The 16,359-nt window shown below is 40.8% G+C and carries 16 protein-coding genes; 3 read left to right on the top strand and 13 right to left on the bottom strand.

Annotated elements, in window-relative coordinates; translation table 11 throughout:
* Positions 1–5 precede the first annotated feature (5 nt).
* The 3 genes from ACXVWB_RS06925 to ACXVWB_RS06915 are packed head-to-tail and all read left to right on the top strand — an operon-like array spanning position 6 to position 2,896.
* Positions 6–716 (top strand): FadR/GntR family transcriptional regulator, encoded by a 711-nt coding sequence (locus ACXVWB_RS06925; RefSeq protein WP_289902405.1) that lies wholly within the window; start codon positions 6–8, stop codon positions 714–716.
* Entirely contained in the window at positions 706–1,779 is a 1,074-nt protein-coding gene (locus tag ACXVWB_RS06920) for a Gfo/Idh/MocA family protein (RefSeq protein WP_289902437.1), read from the top strand. Before ACXVWB_RS06925 ends, ACXVWB_RS06920 begins: the two co-directional genes overlap by 11 nt.
* Before the next feature lie 10 nt (positions 1,780–1,789).
* Complete coding sequence (locus tag ACXVWB_RS06915; RefSeq protein ID WP_049371401.1) at positions 1,790–2,896, top strand: Gfo/Idh/MocA family protein; 1,107 nt, start codon at positions 1,790–1,792, stop codon at positions 2,894–2,896.
* Positions 2,897–2,972: 76 nt separating this feature from the next.
* Here the strand turns inward: ACXVWB_RS06915 and pdxH are convergent, their stop codons facing one another.
* The 13 genes from pdxH to ACXVWB_RS06850 all read right to left on the bottom strand — a co-directional run bounded on the left by pdxH (position 2,973) and on the right by ACXVWB_RS06850 (position 16,274).
* On the bottom strand, positions 2,973–3,605 hold the full coding sequence (gene pdxH, locus ACXVWB_RS06910; protein ID WP_049364208.1) for a pyridoxamine 5'-phosphate oxidase: 633 nt from the start codon (positions 3,603–3,605) through the stop codon (positions 2,973–2,975).
* 66 nt (positions 3,606–3,671) lie between these two features.
* The gene (locus ACXVWB_RS06905; RefSeq protein ID WP_128787869.1) at positions 3,672–5,318 is read right to left on the bottom strand and encodes an ABC transporter substrate-binding protein; all 1,647 of its coding nucleotides are present in this window, start codon (positions 5,316–5,318) and stop codon (positions 3,672–3,674) included.
* Between the two features lie 133 nt (positions 5,319–5,451).
* Complete coding sequence (locus ACXVWB_RS06900; RefSeq protein ID WP_128787870.1) at positions 5,452–6,861, bottom strand: MDR family MFS transporter; 1,410 nt, start codon at positions 6,859–6,861, stop codon at positions 5,452–5,454.
* A complete protein-coding gene (mobB, locus tag ACXVWB_RS06895; protein ID WP_128787871.1) occupies positions 6,840–7,349 on the bottom strand; it encodes a molybdopterin-guanine dinucleotide biosynthesis protein B in 510 nt (169 codons plus the stop codon). Before mobB ends, ACXVWB_RS06900 begins: the two co-directional genes overlap by 22 nt.
* A 135-nt stretch (positions 7,350–7,484) precedes the next feature.
* Positions 7,485–8,429: a sigma-E factor regulatory protein RseB gene (gene rseB / locus ACXVWB_RS06890; RefSeq protein WP_049356887.1), complete on the bottom strand. Its 945-nt coding sequence runs from the start codon at positions 8,427–8,429 to the stop codon at positions 7,485–7,487.
* Positions 8,430–8,493: 64 nt separating this feature from the next.
* A complete protein-coding gene (locus ACXVWB_RS06885) occupies positions 8,494–9,075 on the bottom strand; it encodes a sigma-E factor negative regulatory protein (RefSeq protein ID WP_128787872.1) in 582 nt (193 codons plus the stop codon).
* A 21-nt stretch (positions 9,076–9,096) separates the two neighbouring features.
* Positions 9,097–9,672 (bottom strand): RNA polymerase sigma factor RpoE, encoded by a 576-nt coding sequence (gene rpoE, locus ACXVWB_RS06880; protein WP_128787873.1) that lies wholly within the window; start codon positions 9,670–9,672, stop codon positions 9,097–9,099.
* 115 nt (positions 9,673–9,787) lie between these two features.
* Positions 9,788–10,045, bottom strand: coding sequence for an FAD assembly factor SdhE (locus ACXVWB_RS06875; RefSeq protein WP_014064432.1), 258 nt, complete (start codon positions 10,043–10,045; stop codon positions 9,788–9,790).
* A gap of 84 nt (positions 10,046–10,129) precedes the next feature.
* Positions 10,130–11,806, bottom strand: a complete 1,677-nt coding sequence (locus ACXVWB_RS06870; protein WP_329505989.1) for a fructose-specific PTS transporter subunit EIIC — start codon at positions 11,804–11,806, stop codon at positions 10,130–10,132.
* Between the two features lie 4 nt (positions 11,807–11,810).
* Positions 11,811–12,752, bottom strand: coding sequence for a 1-phosphofructokinase (fruK, locus tag ACXVWB_RS06865; protein ID WP_297568923.1), 942 nt, complete (start codon positions 12,750–12,752; stop codon positions 11,811–11,813).
* 3 nt (positions 12,753–12,755) lie between these two features.
* Positions 12,756–14,276, bottom strand: a complete 1,521-nt coding sequence (gene fruB / locus ACXVWB_RS06860; protein ID WP_458485250.1) for a fused PTS fructose transporter subunit IIA/HPr protein — start codon at positions 14,274–14,276, stop codon at positions 12,756–12,758.
* Positions 14,277–14,351: 75 nt separating this feature from the next.
* Positions 14,352–14,882 (bottom strand): hypothetical protein, encoded by a 531-nt coding sequence (locus ACXVWB_RS06855; RefSeq protein WP_128787876.1) that lies wholly within the window; start codon positions 14,880–14,882, stop codon positions 14,352–14,354.
* An 81-nt stretch (positions 14,883–14,963) separates the two neighbouring features.
* Entirely contained in the window at positions 14,964–16,274 is a 1,311-nt protein-coding gene (locus tag ACXVWB_RS06850) for a polyamine export protein PaeA (RefSeq protein WP_049356900.1), read from the bottom strand.
* Positions 16,275–16,359 lie beyond the last annotated feature (85 nt).

The following is a 16,359-nucleotide window of genomic DNA, read 5'->3' as shown; positions in this document are numbered from 1 at the left end:
CAGAAATGAAAAAAACAAGTAAAAAAGAAGCAAGTCTCGTTTTGCAGGATAAAATCAAATCGCTCATCATTAAACAAAATCTCAAATCTGGCGATTTGATGCCAACAGAAAATGAACTGATTGAACAACTTGGTGTAAGCCGTTCCAGTTTACGTGAAGCCATTAAATCTTTAGAGGCGCTACACATTTTAGACATTCGCCATGGTGTTGGTACCTTTGTGAGTGAATCCTCTCTTGTACCAATGATTCGTGGATTAAGTTTTCACACTCAACTGAATTTGCATAATGATCATAATCAGCTGATTAATATTTTGGATATTCGGGAAATTTTAGAATACGGTTTTGCCCCGATGGTGTTGGGAAAAATTAGCCAAGAACAGACCGTACTTTTGCAAAAATCAGTGGCCAACATGGAAAAAAATGCCCGTGAACAAAAATTTTCCCCTAAAGATGAATACCACATTCATTTAAAACTTTATGAACCATTAAATAACCCATTACTGATTCAATATTTAGATGCGTTTTGGCAAATTTATCAGCAAGTAGAAAAAAGCTTACCACCACCAATACTTTCTCCTGAAAAATTAGCTATGCAACACCGTGAATTAATTGATGCCGTGGAAGCACATGATTTGGTACGGATGCAACGCGCGATCTTGCAATATTTCCAAAGTATTCGCCAACGCTTACAACAAGGAGGGCATGATGCAAACTAATGGATTAAACATCGCCTTAATCGGCTGCGGCTTTTTTGGCGTTCAGTTGGCTTCAGCATTTGATAAAGCCCAAGCAAACTTAATTGCAGTGGCCGATATCAACCCTTCTCTGGCACAAAAACTCGCAGACCAATACGGCAGCCAAGCCTTTTTTAGTGAGGAAGAAATGTTGGCTAAAACTAAACCGGATTTAGTGGTCATTGCCACACCAAACTATGCCCATTATTCCCCCGCTATCTTAGCGTTAAATGCAGGCTGTCATGTCTTTATTGAAACGCCTTTTACCTTAAGCTCTTCTCAAGGCCAACATTTACGCCGTCTTGCTGAAGAAAAAGGTAAAGTCATTTTTGTGGGCCATTTGGAACGTACGTTACCTGGCATGTTAAAAGTCAAAGCGGCTTTAGAACAAGGAAAATTAGGTCGCATTACAGTAGCACGTGCTATGCGTCAGCGTTGGATTGAAAACCTACCAAACAAAGAATGGTGGAAATTAGATGCCAATCTTACGGGTGGTGAGCTTTTCCACCTCATTCATGAACTGGATTTACTCTGTTGGTTATTAGGCGATATTGAGGCGGTCTTTGCTCAAGCCGCTAATCAAGCGCATCACGATACGCCAGACAGCCGTGATGTGTTGCAACTGTTACTACGTTTTGAAAATGGCGTGTTAGGTTCGCTCGAAATGGGTACCGCTTATCGATTACACCAATGGGGCATTCAAATTCATGGTGAAAACGGTGTGATTGAAGTCAATTTCTTTACCTCAAGTGTCACATTTAATTATCTAGATGGAAAAATAGAACACGTTGATTTATTTGATGAATTTGAGGCTGATTTATCTTTACGCGAAAGTGCAAAAGGCACTCAGCAATATAATGTCACCCACGCACCCTGCCAACTTTGGTTAAGCCGAGCGGCTGAAATCGAAGTGCAAAGCGTGGTAGAGCACTTAACGCAAGGAAAAACCAGCCCATTAAGTCTATGTTTAACTGAAGCCATCGAAGTTGCAGAAGCAGCGAAGCAATCCATGGTAACGGAAAAACAAATCTCAGTGAAAAAATAAGGAGTTTATTATGATGCGATATGGTGTTGTTGGCGTTGGCTATTTTGGTGCAGATTTAGCCCGTTTCATGAATGAATTTGATGATGCACAAATTACCGTAGTATATGACCCTGAAAATGGTGAAACCATTGCTCAAGAATTACAATGCGTAGCGGCAAAATCTCTTGAAGAATTAGTCACTTCACCTGATGTGGATTGCGTAATTGTCGCCACCCCAAACTACTTACACAAAGAACCGGTCATCCTTGCAGCAAAAAACAAAAAACATGTTTTCTGTGAAAAACCTATTGCCTTAAGTTATCAAGACTGTGATGACATGGTGCGTGCTTGCGAAGAAAATGGCGTCACTTTTATGGCTGGTCATGTGATGAACTTCTTTAACGGTGTTCACCATGCCAAAGAATTAATCAATCAAGGTGTGATTGGTAAAGTGCTTTATTGTCATACTGCACGTAATGGCTGGGAAGAACAACAACCAACCATTTCATGGAAAAAAATCCGTGAAAAATCTGGCGGTCACTTATACCACCATATTCACGAATTAGACTGCGTACAATTCATTATGGGTGGTATGCCAAAAACCGTTACCATGGCAGCTGCCAATGTTGCCCACAAAGGCGAAAAATTCGGGGATGAAGATGATATGATTTTTGTCACCATGGAATATGATGACAATCGCTTCGCTGTTCTCGAATGGGGTTCGGCTTTCCGTTGGGGGGAACATTATGTATTAATTCAAGGGGAAAAAGGTGCGATCAAACTGGATATGTACAATACCAAAGGCACCCTTCGTGTGGATGGAAAAGACACTTATTTCCTCATTCACGAAACCCAAGAAGAAGATGATGACCGTACCCGTATTTACAACAGCACAGAAATGGACGGCGCGATTCAATACGGTAAACCGGGCAAACGCACACCACTCTGGTTGAGTTCTATCATGAAAAAAGAAATGCGTTATTTAAACGACATTCTGCATGGTATGGAACCAACTGAGGAATTTGTAAAATTACTCACCGGTGAAGCAGCCCGAGCTGCCATCGCCACTGCCGATGCGTGTACCCGTTCTCGTTACGAAAACCGCAAAGTTGATTTATCAGAAATCATCGGTAAATAAAAACAATGTAAAAAAACAACCGCACTTTGGTTGAAAAATCAAAGTGCGGTTGTTTTTTACATATTTTTGAAGAAACTTACGGTGATAACCGCTCTATTTCCCATTTTCCATCATTGAATAAATAACAAATTCGGTCATGCAGTCTACTTGGGCGACCTTGCCAGAATTCGATACGATCAGGAATCACAAGATAACCGCCCCAATGTGGTGGGCGTGGGACGTTTAATGGGTGTTTTGCTGCAATCAGAGCAGCTTTTGCTAATAAAGATTTGTGGCTAGAAATGACCGCACTTTGCTCGCTGGCCCAAGCGCCAATTCGGCTGGTGTAAGGGCGAGTCGCAAAATATTCATCTGATTGTTCAGGCGAGATTTTTTCGGCTTTGCCCTCAATACGCACAGAACGTTCTAATTCAGGCCAAAAGAATGTCAGGGCAACGAAAGGATTATGTTCTATGGCACGACCTTTTCGGCTGTGATAATTCGTGAAAAAGACAAAGCCTTGTTCGTTCACTTCTTTTAACAGTACCATTCGACTTGTTGGACGACCGTCTTCATTGACCGTCGCAACATTAACACCTGTCGGCTCATTGACTTTAGCCGTAATCGCTTCGTTGAGCCATTTTTCAAATTGTTTTATTGGATTGGGATCGCAATCATGCTGAGAAAGCGCCTGTTTGCAATAATCCTCACGAATATCATGTAAGTCCATTTTCTTTCTCCTTTTGCTTGAAAACAAAAAGCCCTTGCAACTGCAAGGGCTAGTATAGTCCGTTAATTATTTACTATCAACACTCACGCCATAAAACGCATCGTAGCCGAATGGGCTTTGTACGTAACCTTTTACGCGAGGGCTAAGTGGTGCAAAACCAACTGAGTGTGCAACTGGAATCCATGGCGCTTGCTCATGGAAAATCACTTGTGCTTTTTTATAAAGTGCCGCACGCTCATCTTTATTGGTTAAGCCAATCGCTTTATCTAATAAGGCATCAAATTCTGCATTTTTGAAACGAGCAAAGTTTGAGTTGCCAGCGTTAGCACTTGCAAGTAACGGAGAAAGGAAGTTATCCGGATCACCGTTATCGCCTGACCAACCAAAGATACCCGCCGTTAATTCACCTGCTTTAGCACGTTTTTGATAGTCAGCCCATTCAAACGTGACTGGATTTGCTTTTACGCCCACTTTCGCCCAGTCTGCCATCACAAGTTCAGCCATACGTTTTGGATTTGGGTTAGACGCACGTACCACCGGTTGAATCCAGAAGTCCGTTTCAAAACCGTTTGGATAACCTGCTTCTGCTAAAAGCTGTTTCGCTTTCTCTGGATCATACGGATAATCTTGGATTTCATCGTTATAACTCCAAATTGTTGGCGGTAGTGGGTTTTTCGCTGCAGTGCCCGCACCTTGATAAACCGCTTCAATAATTGCTTTTTTGTCCACCGCATAGTTCAATGCTTGGCGCACTTTCACGTTATCAAATGGCGCTTTCTCTGTATTGAATGCGATATATGCCACGTTCAAACCTTTTTGTTCCAAAAGTTGTACTTTCGGATCAGTTTTCATCTTGGCTAAATCCGCCACGTTCGGGAAGAGAATTAAATCACAAGAACCCGCTTGTAACTTCGCATAACGCGTCGTCGCATCTGGTACGATACTGATCACTAAACGATCAAGCGGTGTACGACCTTTCCAATAGGTTTCATTCGCTACGTATTGTGCCGCTTGGTCAGTTTTGTAATCCACAAAAATAAACGGACCTGTACCCACTGGTTTGTTATCAATCGTTTCTGGTTTACCCGCTTTCAGCATCGCATCTGCATATTCAGCGGAATAAATAGAGATAAAGTCCATTCCCAAGCTTGCTAAGAAAGTCGCATCTTTTTTATTCAAGGTGATACGAACGGTGTTGTCATCCACTTTCTCAACTGATTTTAATAAATCTGGGAATTTCATCGCTTTGAAATATGGATAAGTCCCTTTCGATACGTTGTGATAAGGGTGGTTAGGATCTAACTGACGTTGGAAAGAAAAGATCACATCATCCGCATTAAAATCACGTGTTGGCGTAAATTCTTTTGTCGTATGGAACTTCACTCCTTTACGTAAATGGAACGTATAAGTTAAACCATCGTCACTGATGTCCCAGCTTTCAGCCAAGGCTGGCTCAAGGTCAGTTGAACCTTTTTTAAATTCAACCAAACGGTTATACACTTGTTGTGAACTCGCATTGTAGGATGTGCCTTCCATTACCAATGCCGGGCTAAAGCCAAGTGGTGCTTTTGCCGTACAGTACACAAACGTGTTATTGCCCGAAGGTTTTGCTGTTTCTGCTTTCGTACTTTCTTTTGCAGCAGAACCAGATTGATCACAAGCCGCTAAAAACAAACTCGCTGCAATAAGAGTTAAGGTCGCTTTTAATTTCATTAGTTGTCCTTCTTTAATCGGGTCAGATACCCAAATATGAATATAAAATTTTACTTAAGATATAAGCAAATCAAACTTTTACGAAATAAGAAAAAGATCTTTCTTATAACAAATTAAACTAAGGTATTCAATATCATCGTTTTTTCCGCAAATGATCCCCGTCTGTTTTGTGCAAATAGCTCAATATCCAAACTAATGCGATCGCAAAAACAGAAGTGGTCAGAAACGTGTAACTGAAAGCATGTTGTAATGCTTCACCTTCGTTACCAATGAATTGACGGTATAACGTTAAAATAATAGATGCTACGGCGATACCAAAACCAATACCCACTTGTTGCACAATGCTCAATACCGTCGAGCCTACACCGCCTTGTTCCTGTGATAGATCCCCGACTGTGAGTGTATTAATTGAGGTAAAAATCATCGACATACAGGCACCGTACCACATCAGATTACATATAATCCATATCGTTGATGATGAGGAATCAAGCCATGACATAGAAACCGTTGAGCCAGCCATTAAAACTGACGATAAAATTAATGTCGTTTTATAACCTAGCCTATTTAAAATACGCCCAATAAAGCGTTTAAATACGACGGACATTAGCGCAATAGGTGCAAGCAACCAGCCTGACACTTCAGCTGAATAACCAAAGGAAAGTTGGAACATTAATGGCAATAAGAATGGCACAGCCGAACCGGAAAGACGGATAAAAATATTGGCTGTAATGCCTAATCGGAATGTTCTTGTATTGAAAAGAGATAACGGCAAAATGGCACGATCATTACCCTTCGCATAAAAATAATAAGCCATCAATAATGCCATGCCAATCGCTAATGCACTGTACGTGGTTATGCGATCACTATGACTTTCACCGAGTAAATCAAGCCCGAGCGTTAAACCCACTAAACCAAATGCAAAGAGTAAAAAGCCCGTCCAGTCTAACTTAGACGCATTACCCTTATGATTTCCCATCACTTTAGCCGCCGTCCAAAAGCCTAACATACCAATAGGAATATTGATTAAGAAAATCCAATGCCATGAGGTATGCACCACAAGCCAACCACCTAAAATCGGGCCAAGAATCGGACCAATGAGTCCTGCTGTCGCCATTAAATTCCAGGCATTAATTAATTGATTTTTCGGTACGGTTTGAATAATCGCAAGGCGAGCGACAGGCATCATAAATGCCCCGCCAATACCTTGGATAATTCGTGCGAGCACAAGGGTTTCAAGAGAGATTGACATCGCACAAGCTACCGAGCCGAATACAAAGGTAAAAACAGCAGAACGGAAAACAGTGAGCGTACCGAATTTCGCTGCCGCCCAAGCAGTTAAAGGAATAAATAAAGCAACCGCAAGAGAATAGGCGATAATCGCCATTTGCATTTCAAAGACAGGGGTTTGAAGATCTGTTGCAATAGTTGGTAAGGCAGTATTTAAAATAGTCGCATCCAAGCTTTGCATAAACAAAGCCATGGAGGCCACCCAAGCCAGCCCTTTATAGTGCTGACGTTCTATTACTGCGTCTTTTTCCACCATTGATAAATAAACTCAACGATCTGTTCAATGTGATTAATATCTAATAAAGTGTGGTCAGTTTCAAGAGAATAATTCGTTGCTAAAGCCAACACGTTTTCATCTAATTCCGGCAAAGGTTTTATCATCTCTTGTCGATGCAACAGAATCTTTGGAATAGGTTCTTGTTTAAAGCCTTCCACCAAAACCAAATCTGTTAAATGACGATCAAATTGTTGGCTTAAATAGGCTAATGAAACCGGCTCTTGAGGCGTTTCTGTCATTAATGCCCAACGAGTATCACATGCCATAATAACTTGTGCAGAACCCGCCTCTTTCATTCGCCAACTATCTTTGCCCTCTTTATCCACCTGAGCGTTGTGATGGCTGTGTTTAATCACTGAAACATGTAGGCCTTTTTTAATTAATTGAGGAAGCAATTTTTCCAGCAATGTGGTTTTGCCACTACCGCTGTAACCCGTAATACCAAGAAGAGGAAGGGGATTATTCATTGTAAAAACCTTAAGAAAAATGACCGCACTTGATAAAACAAAACCCCGCAGGACGGGGTTTAGCTATCAAAATCCATTAGGTGAAGAAAGTATAGCAAGGGGAAACAAAATAGCAACTTTCTTACGTCTACTGAATTATTTTAGGAATGTCACGCCTTGTACAATTTGCTTAGCCGTAGCGATTGGAAGCTGACCAATAAACGTAATTTCTTTATCACCTATTACTTTACTATAAATCGTGTAAGCGCCCTGTCTCCACGTATTTTCTTTTGCTGCAATACGATCTGCTTTATTAACATATAATGTAAAAGTAAAAAGCCCATCACTAAATAACGCATTTTCAATCACTTCTTCATTCATAGAATCTTGATTCTGACTCACCAACTCAAATCCTTGTGGTAACCAATCAGGTTTCCAATTTATTCTAAAGGATGATTCCTGCTTACTTTCATGTAAAAACGGAGGAGTGGAAACTTTATTAAGGTAATCGGTTAAACCACGTAAACGATTATCAATATACAAGGTGACAACACGAAATTGATCTAGTAAATTTCCTTCTCTATCCAACATATCTGCACGTAATAATAATCCATTATCTTCATCTAAAAAAACAAGATATTGATAGCGAAAATCATCTTTAGGCACAATACGAATTGTATCGACAAATCGGCCTGCAATTCGGTCTTTTCCAAGCTTAATAAAATCATAATACTGATTGAGTTTATTAAAATCAGTACGAATAACGGCAGGAAGCGCATCAACAATATATCCACTATTAATCGTAAACGCTTGGGAGCCAGGTTGAAAATAGCTAACTAAATTATCCCGTTGGATAATTTCTTGCTGTTCCCCATCGAGAGTGACTAGCTGAGCATAGACTTTTTGCTCTTGTTTAATATGACGATAACGAAACGAATCCATATTGGTTGGCGATGTTTGTACAAAAGCAACTTCATAATTTAAATCGCTCATAGCTTGTGACATCTTATTTAATGCCTGAAGAGAATCTTCAGCTAATACCGCAAAAGGCAATAAGCATAAGCTCAAAAGAGTCGTCAATTGAGAAGACATTTTCTTCATAAATAAACCTATCCATAAAAAAATTCACCACGCCTAAGGTGGTGAATTCAATTCATTGCAACAACTATTTAGCTTGATTACTACCTACATTTAAACTATCTGCATGAATGCGACGCTGTAATTCATAGTTTTGTAACATCGTACCAATACGGCGATTTTTTTGCTCAACCTGTTCCGAAGTCGCTACATCTTTGGTCGGAGCGTTGTAACTTACTTCTTGAACAGAATTGTTAAATGGTAAGGTTTGTAAAACTGGGTTTTCAGGTGTAACCGAGGTGCTTTTTGCATTGAATGATTGCACACCTACTACTGCCACTAAACACACGCCTGCCGCCACAGCAATTTGTGTCATTGGTGCAAAGAATGCTTTTAATTTTTGCACAAATGGTAAGCTGTCTGCTTCTTCTGGTGTTGGTTGAGAGACAGTAATCTCTACGTGTTTTACTTCTTCTAATTCAATTAAGTCCGCCATTTTCGCCGTAAAATCAGCACCTAATAACACTGGTGACTCTTTACGCATAACCGATCTTACTGTGTGATATGCCGCCCAAGATTTTTGTGAATCTTTATCCTGACAGAGTTGTTCCGTCAACTCGGCACTGACTTCTTCTCCATCCATGTAGGCTGAAAGTAACTCTTTTTGCATTTTATAAACTCCGACTTTATTTTAACGTTGCATAAGCGGTTGTATTTTGTTCTCAATCACTTCCCGAGCGCGGAAAATGCGAGAACGTACAGTGCCTACTGGGCAATCCATTATTTCTGCGATTTCTTCGTAACTTAACCCTTCAAGCTCGCGCAAGGTAATCGCAGTTCTTAAATCTTCTGGCAAACTGTGAATAGTATCAAACACCACTTTTTCTAATTCGCTAGATAACATTTCGTTTTCAGGGGTATCTACATCACGTAGATGAGTTCCCACATCGTAGCTTTCGGCATCTTCCGCCAAAATATCTTCTCTCGGTGGACGGCGCCCCTGTGCCGTTAAGTAATTCTTTGCCGTATTAACGGCAATTCGATATAGCCAAGTGTAGAATGCACTATCGCCCCGAAAGGATTCAATGGAACGATAGGCCTTAATAAAGGATTCTTGTACAACATCTGGAATGTCGTTATGAGAAATGTAGCGGGTTAAAAGTCCGGCTACTTTGTTTTGATAACGAGAAACCAATAAATTAAAGGCTTTTTTATCGCCTTGCTGCACTCTTTCTACCAAAGCCTGATCTGTTAGCTGTTCAGCCATATATCTCCTATGCTACGTCTAACACGCCTTCATATATTCAAGACAGCAAGCTATTGTTGCTTTATCAGACAGAGTTAAAATTGAAAAGTTCCTTATGTATAAAAATTTCAAAAAATTAACGGACATTCGTTTTCTGCACATCTTGGATATATTCAACCATCGCTTGCACTTCAGCATCGTCTGATTGACTGCCATTAAAAAACCACGAAAAAAGTTGTAAATCCGTGGCGGCAAGTAAACGAATAAAAATATCTTTTTTGTCGTCAGTCAGTTGGTCAAAATGCGCTTTATAAAAAGGCATGATGATTTTATCCAGCTCAAGCATACCTCGACGACAATCCCATTCAATGCGGAGTTTATTGTATTTATCCATAATTTCTCCCTAAATCATTGTAATTATACTTGATAAATGAAAAGTGCGGTTACAGATTACCGCACTTTTTAATCAACGAATCTATTATTCTGTCGCCTTCGGCTTAATCACCGCATAAACCACACCGGTTAATAATGCCCCCGTTGCAATTGCACCTAGGTAGAGTAATGGTTCAGAGACAAATGGAATCACAAATAAACCACCATGTGGTGCTTGCAGAGAAATATTCAATGCCATTGAAATCGCACCCGCAGTTGCACCACCGATCACCGAGCTAATAATCACACGCAATGGATCGGCAGCTACAAACGGTAATGCCCCTTCAGAGATAAAACATAAGCCTAAGACAAAAGAGGCTTTACCTGCATCACGTTGATTACTGGTAAATTTACTGCGAGCAATCCAAGTGGCAATCGCCATACCAATTGGCGGCACCATACCGGCTGCCATGGCGGTTGCCATTGGTGTGTGAACTTGAGAAGCTAACATTCCCACGGAGAACGTATAAGCCGCTTTATTTACTGGACCGCCCATATCAATACACATCATGGTACCGATAATCGCGCCTAACACCATCGCATTGACTTCCCCCATGGATTTTAACCAATCGCTTAAGGTGGTCATAATTTGTGAAACCGGTGGGTTAATCACATAAATCATGGCGAGGCCAACAATCAAGGTACCAAAGAGCGGGAGAATTAGAATCGGTTTTAAGGAAGTTAAACTTGCCGGCAATTTAATGGTTGCATTTAATCCTTTCACCACATAACCCGCTAAGAAACCGGCGATAATCCCACCTAAAATCCCGGCGCCCGCCGTGGTGGCTAACATACCGCCAATAAGACCTACTGCAAGCCCCGGACGGTCTGCGATAGAAAAGGCCACATAGCCGGCAAATACCGCAATCATCAAGTGGAATGCTGCGCCACCGCCAATATCCATTAAGGCTTTTGGAATACCATGAAAAATTGTTTCATCTTTGAAGGCTTCGATACCAAACATGAAGGAAATCGCAATTAATAGGCCACCGGCAACCACCAATGGCAACATGTGCGATACACCTGTCATCAAATGTTTATAGACACCTTTTTTCTCACCACTTTCTTCAGATTTTGCAGAAGATTTTGCTGTGCCACCTTCGTAAATTTTCGCTTCTTTAAATGCCTTATCGAATTCCTGTGCCGTTTTCTTTAAAGCCAAACCCGTTGATGTACGATACATCGGTTTACCTTGGAATTTATCTAACGGCACATCAATATCGGCCGCAACAAAGACTAAATCTGCTGCAGCAACTTCTTCAGGGGTAATTTCATTACCTGCGCCCACTTGGCCACGGGTTTCTACTTTGACCTGCCAACCTTGTTTTTTTGCATAGGTTTCAATGGCTTCAGCAGACATAAAGGTGTGTGCCACACCCGTTGGGCAAGCTGTAACCGCAACAATATTTTTGACGCCAGAAACGCCGCCAAATCCAACCGCACTTTGAGCCGGTTGAACATAGTCCACTGCTTGATTGAGTGCATTCGTCAGCGTTGCCTCAGGTGAAGCAATCGCCGTGTCTTCATTAGCTAAAAAGACTTTTTTGCCCACAAGTTCAGCAGCGTTTGGCAAACTGGATCCGAAAGCAATCACTAAATCTGCCTCTTTGGCTTGTTCAACCAGAGTATGATCGGCTTTTTTCGCTGCAACGCTCAATGCTTGGCGAAGTAAATAGGCTTTTGCCGCACCCATTTGCGGAGATTGAGTTAAAAACAAATTCATTACATTATCCTTCAATCACAGAAATTTTGACATTCGCCAGAATTGGCTCAAGCAAGGCGATATCGCTCACGCCCACATTACTTTGTGAAACGGCAAAAGCGGAAACGGCACTTGCAAACGCTAAGGTTTCCGCTTGAGACAAGCCTTTTTCAATACCGTAAATTAAGCCTGCCACCATAGAATCGCCTGCGCCTACAGTGCTCACCACATTTTCACATTTAGATGGTTGAGCTTGAATCACAGCTTGATCACTCAGCCATAAAGAACCGTTCGCTCCCATCGAAATAATGACGTTAGCAATGCCTTCTGCTTTAAGTTTTTTTGCCGCCGCAATAATTTCATCAAGAGAATTTAACGGATGACCAATCCACGCTTCCAATTCGCGATGATTTGGTTTCACCAACCAAGGATACGCTTTCAAACCAGCCGTGAGTGCGGCATTACTGCTATCTAATACGACTTTCACACCAGCTTGATGCAACTGATTAAGCCAATCCGCGAACAATTCAGGACTCACACCACGCGGTAAGCTGCCGCAGACTGCAACGATGTCAAAATTTTGGCAGTACGCTAATGAATCTGCTGTAAATTGCTGCCAAGCTTCTGGAGTGATTTGATAACCTAAGAAATTTAAATCTGTTACATCCGCTTCAGTTTCAGTAATCTTTACATTAATACGAGTTTTGCCCGCAACACGATGAAATTTGTCTTCCAATCCCTGTTTTTTAAATAAGGTTTCAAAATCACCGACGTTGTCTTCCCCTAAGAAGCCACCAACGGCCACCTCTACGCCCAAATCTTTTAATACCTTAGCGACATTGATGCCTTTGCCTGCAGGGAAAATACCGAGCGTTTCAACGGTATTCACTTCGCCGATTTCAATACGCGGCAAACGCCCAACTAAATCATAAGCAGCGTTTAAGGTAATTGTTGCTACTTTTGCCATCACTTACCCCCGACCTTCACCTAAACCACTTTCAATCACTGCACCAATACCCTCAATCGCTTGCTGAGCTTCTTCACCGCTCGCGACGAAACGTAGGCGATGACCTTTCACAACACCAAGTGCCACAATTTTCATCAAACTTTTTGCACTGACTAATTGGGTATCACGATCTAAGTTTTGTACCGCAACCGACGCATTATATTTTTTCACTTCATTAACGAGCACGGCACTTGGACGAGCGTGTAAACCGTGTTCATTACGAATCATAAATACCGCTTCAATGGCATCGGCTGGTAAGCCCGTGTTTTCTTCGTGGATTTGTGGTGCATGCTCGCGGCTTACTTCAATGGTATCCGGTTCAGCCGGTGGTACAGCAGATACGCTTTCGCCAAGTCCACTCGCAATGATCTTACCTAAGGCTTCAATAGCTTGTTTCGCATCATCCCCTTCCGCAACAAAACGTAAACGATGAGCTTGAGTCACACCTAATGCCACAATTTTCATCAAGCTTTTTGCACTAACTGGTGCGGTTTCTCGAGTAAGATTTTGTACCGTGATCTTGGATGTGAATTTTTTCACCTCATTGACGAGCACCGCACTTGGGCGAGCGTGCAAACCATGTTCATTACGAACAGTAAAGGTACCAATCACTGCACCTGTCGCAATTTGGTCTTCAGATTGAGCAGCAGCTGTAACAGGCACTTTACCGCCATTAAGTGCGGTCAAAATTTGCTGCACATTACCACTTAATAAAATATTTTGGACTTCATCATTCAATAAACGCGCTAATGTCTCATTGATTTGGTCACTGACAGCCGAAATCGTCAACACGCCTTTCACCGCTTTGCCATTATGATTAAAAATGGTTTTCGCACGACTGAATGCCAAGGCATTTTTCACATTACCTGAGACGGCATCTGTTACCCATAAACCTTTACCAAGTGGCAAAGCAGAATTGGATATCACTTCAGAAACAAAGCTATTTTCAACCGCACTTTGCTGTTGTAATTTACCTGCATTGATGGCGGTAAGAGTGAGCAAACTTTGTGTTTCAATATCTAAACTTAATGTTTCGTCAGTCATGCTAAAAGAATCACTTTCACCCAACAAAATCGCACGGAATTTTTCAACATCTGTTAATGTCGCTAATTGAGCTGCGGTGTCCTCACCACCTAAAACATGTGTTAATTGACGAAGTAGAGCAAGATGCTCATCAGAACGGGCAGCAATACCGATCACAACATAGACAATATTGCCCTCACCCCACTCAATACCTTGTGGAAATTGGAAAACTTGTACACCGGTTTTTGTCACCATTGAACGGGTTTCTAATGTACCGTGTGGAATCGCAATTCCATTACCTAAAAAAGTAGACGTTTGTTGTTCTCGTCCAAGCATACCTTGCAAATAGCCTTGTTCAACATTGCCAGCTTGCTCTAATGCACTCGCGGCCATTTCAATAGCTTGCTGCTTATTTGTTGCCGTAGCATTTAAATGAATGTTGCTTTCCGAAAGTTCTAACATTCTTGCTCCTTCACATTGATAATTTTCAAAAAAGAAAAACTGCTGATGAGATCGCTCATCAGCAGCTCAAATAAATTATTGGCTAGTACAGGCTTTAAGTAACATTTCGCTACCTTGAGAAATATAGACGTCATTCTCACCTCGCTCTTTGCCATTTTGCAAATCTCGCATTGCATCGTAAATTCCTTGTGTCACACTCAGTGAATCCACTTTTTGCCAACAATTTGCACTTAAACGACTGAAATTAGCTTGCAATGCCTCTGCATGTAGCACACCGCTATAGTAAGCATACACATCTGATTCATGACCACCCGTATAAAGTTTCTCTTGAATTTGTTTAATTGGCACAACGATACGACCGAGATACCAATCATTTGCACCACTTGCAAAATTATCCACAAAGAAATGTTTCGTTACACGACCTTTATACGTTGCTACAGTCGCTTCATAAGAAGCTGCATAAGATTTTTGGTCAATTTTATCTTTATCTAAATCAATAACCTTCTTGTCTTTGCCTATAAACGGAATGTTAGAGGTCATATCTGAAATCGAAGAACAACCTGCTAGCATTACTGCCACAAAGAATACCGAGATTTTTTTAAACATTAAATTTTCCTTATTTATAGGCGATTAAAACCGCCGCTAATTATACTTAGAATGAGGGATTACGCAAGGTAGCACCTAGCACTATACAGATTCTTTAGTCATGCCATTATCTTTGATAATAGAAACTAGAATTTGATCAATTTTAAAATTTTCGGTATCGATGACTTCAAATTTATATTTATCGTATACGACAAAATCGGTTTTTTTGGGGATTTTGCGTAACATATACATCATAAATCCACTGATAGTTTCATAATTTTCTTCATCAGGAAAAGATTCAATATCCAAGACACGCATCACATCTTCAAGCGGTGTTGCCCCATCAATTAGCCAAGAGTTTTCATCTCTGCTCACAATTTGTTCTTCTTCGTTAGAAACCAATTCGCCCATTACAATGCTCATCACATCGTTTAAGGTAATTAAACCTACGACAAGTGCATACTCATTGACGATAATCGCAAAATCTTCACCTGTAGATTTAAATAATTCCAATACTTCATATAATGACAGCGTATCCGGAATGAATAACGCTTTTCGTAATAAACGGTTATCCGTTAAATCCACGACTTCCTGTTGAAGATAGAGCGTCAACAAAGTATGTGATTCTACATAACCTAAAATTTTGTCCAAACCATTATCACAGATCACTAATTTAGAATGAGAATCTGCTGATAAAGTATTCAAGACTTCTTGACGAGTAAAAGTGCGGTCTAAAAACACAATATTTTCACGGGTCGTCATGGTTGAAGACACGGTTCGCTCTTGCATCTCAAAGATATTTTCAATTAAATAATGCTCTTGTGTTTTTAACACGCCTGCTTCTGCACCAGCTTCCACTATCGCGACAATATCTTCGGATGTCATATTATCTTCACGCGTAGTGGAAACTCTCATAAAACGAAATAAGACATTAGAAATACCGTCAAAAAACCATACAATAGGTTTTAAGAAAAAAATAAAGGCTTGCATAATGCCCACTGTCCGAAGCGCCACAGTTTCAGGGTTAATTAGCGCAAGGCGCTTCGGAATTAAATCAGCTAATAAAATAAATGTCGTGGTGACAATAAAAAAGGCAATCCATGATGAAGCCGGCTCAACCCACTCTGCCTTGGTATATTCATACAAAAAGTTTTGTAAATGAAGACTGATCGTCGCCTCACCAATCACACCACCAAGTACAGCGACCATATTTAACCCAATTTGCACTACCGTAATAAAACGGCCTGGATGCTCTTGTAGCTGTAAAACCTTTGCAGCATTGATATTGCCTTCATTTGCTAAAGTTTGTAATTTAATGCGTCTTGCCCCTGCAAGAGAAATCTCTGCTGATGACATAATTGCACTAATAATAATTAACACGATTAAAATAAAAATCGCGGCGGATAAACTCATAATATTCTCTTTATTGATTTAAAAGAGTGGTCAATATACCACCTGTTTTTGATTCGAAATGTATTTAGGGCGCAACCTGCGCCCT

The organism is Haemophilus sp. SZY H53 (assembly GCF_054332375.1).
Note: the sequence above shows the minus strand (reverse complement) of the source record. Positions and strands in the feature narration are given on the sequence as shown.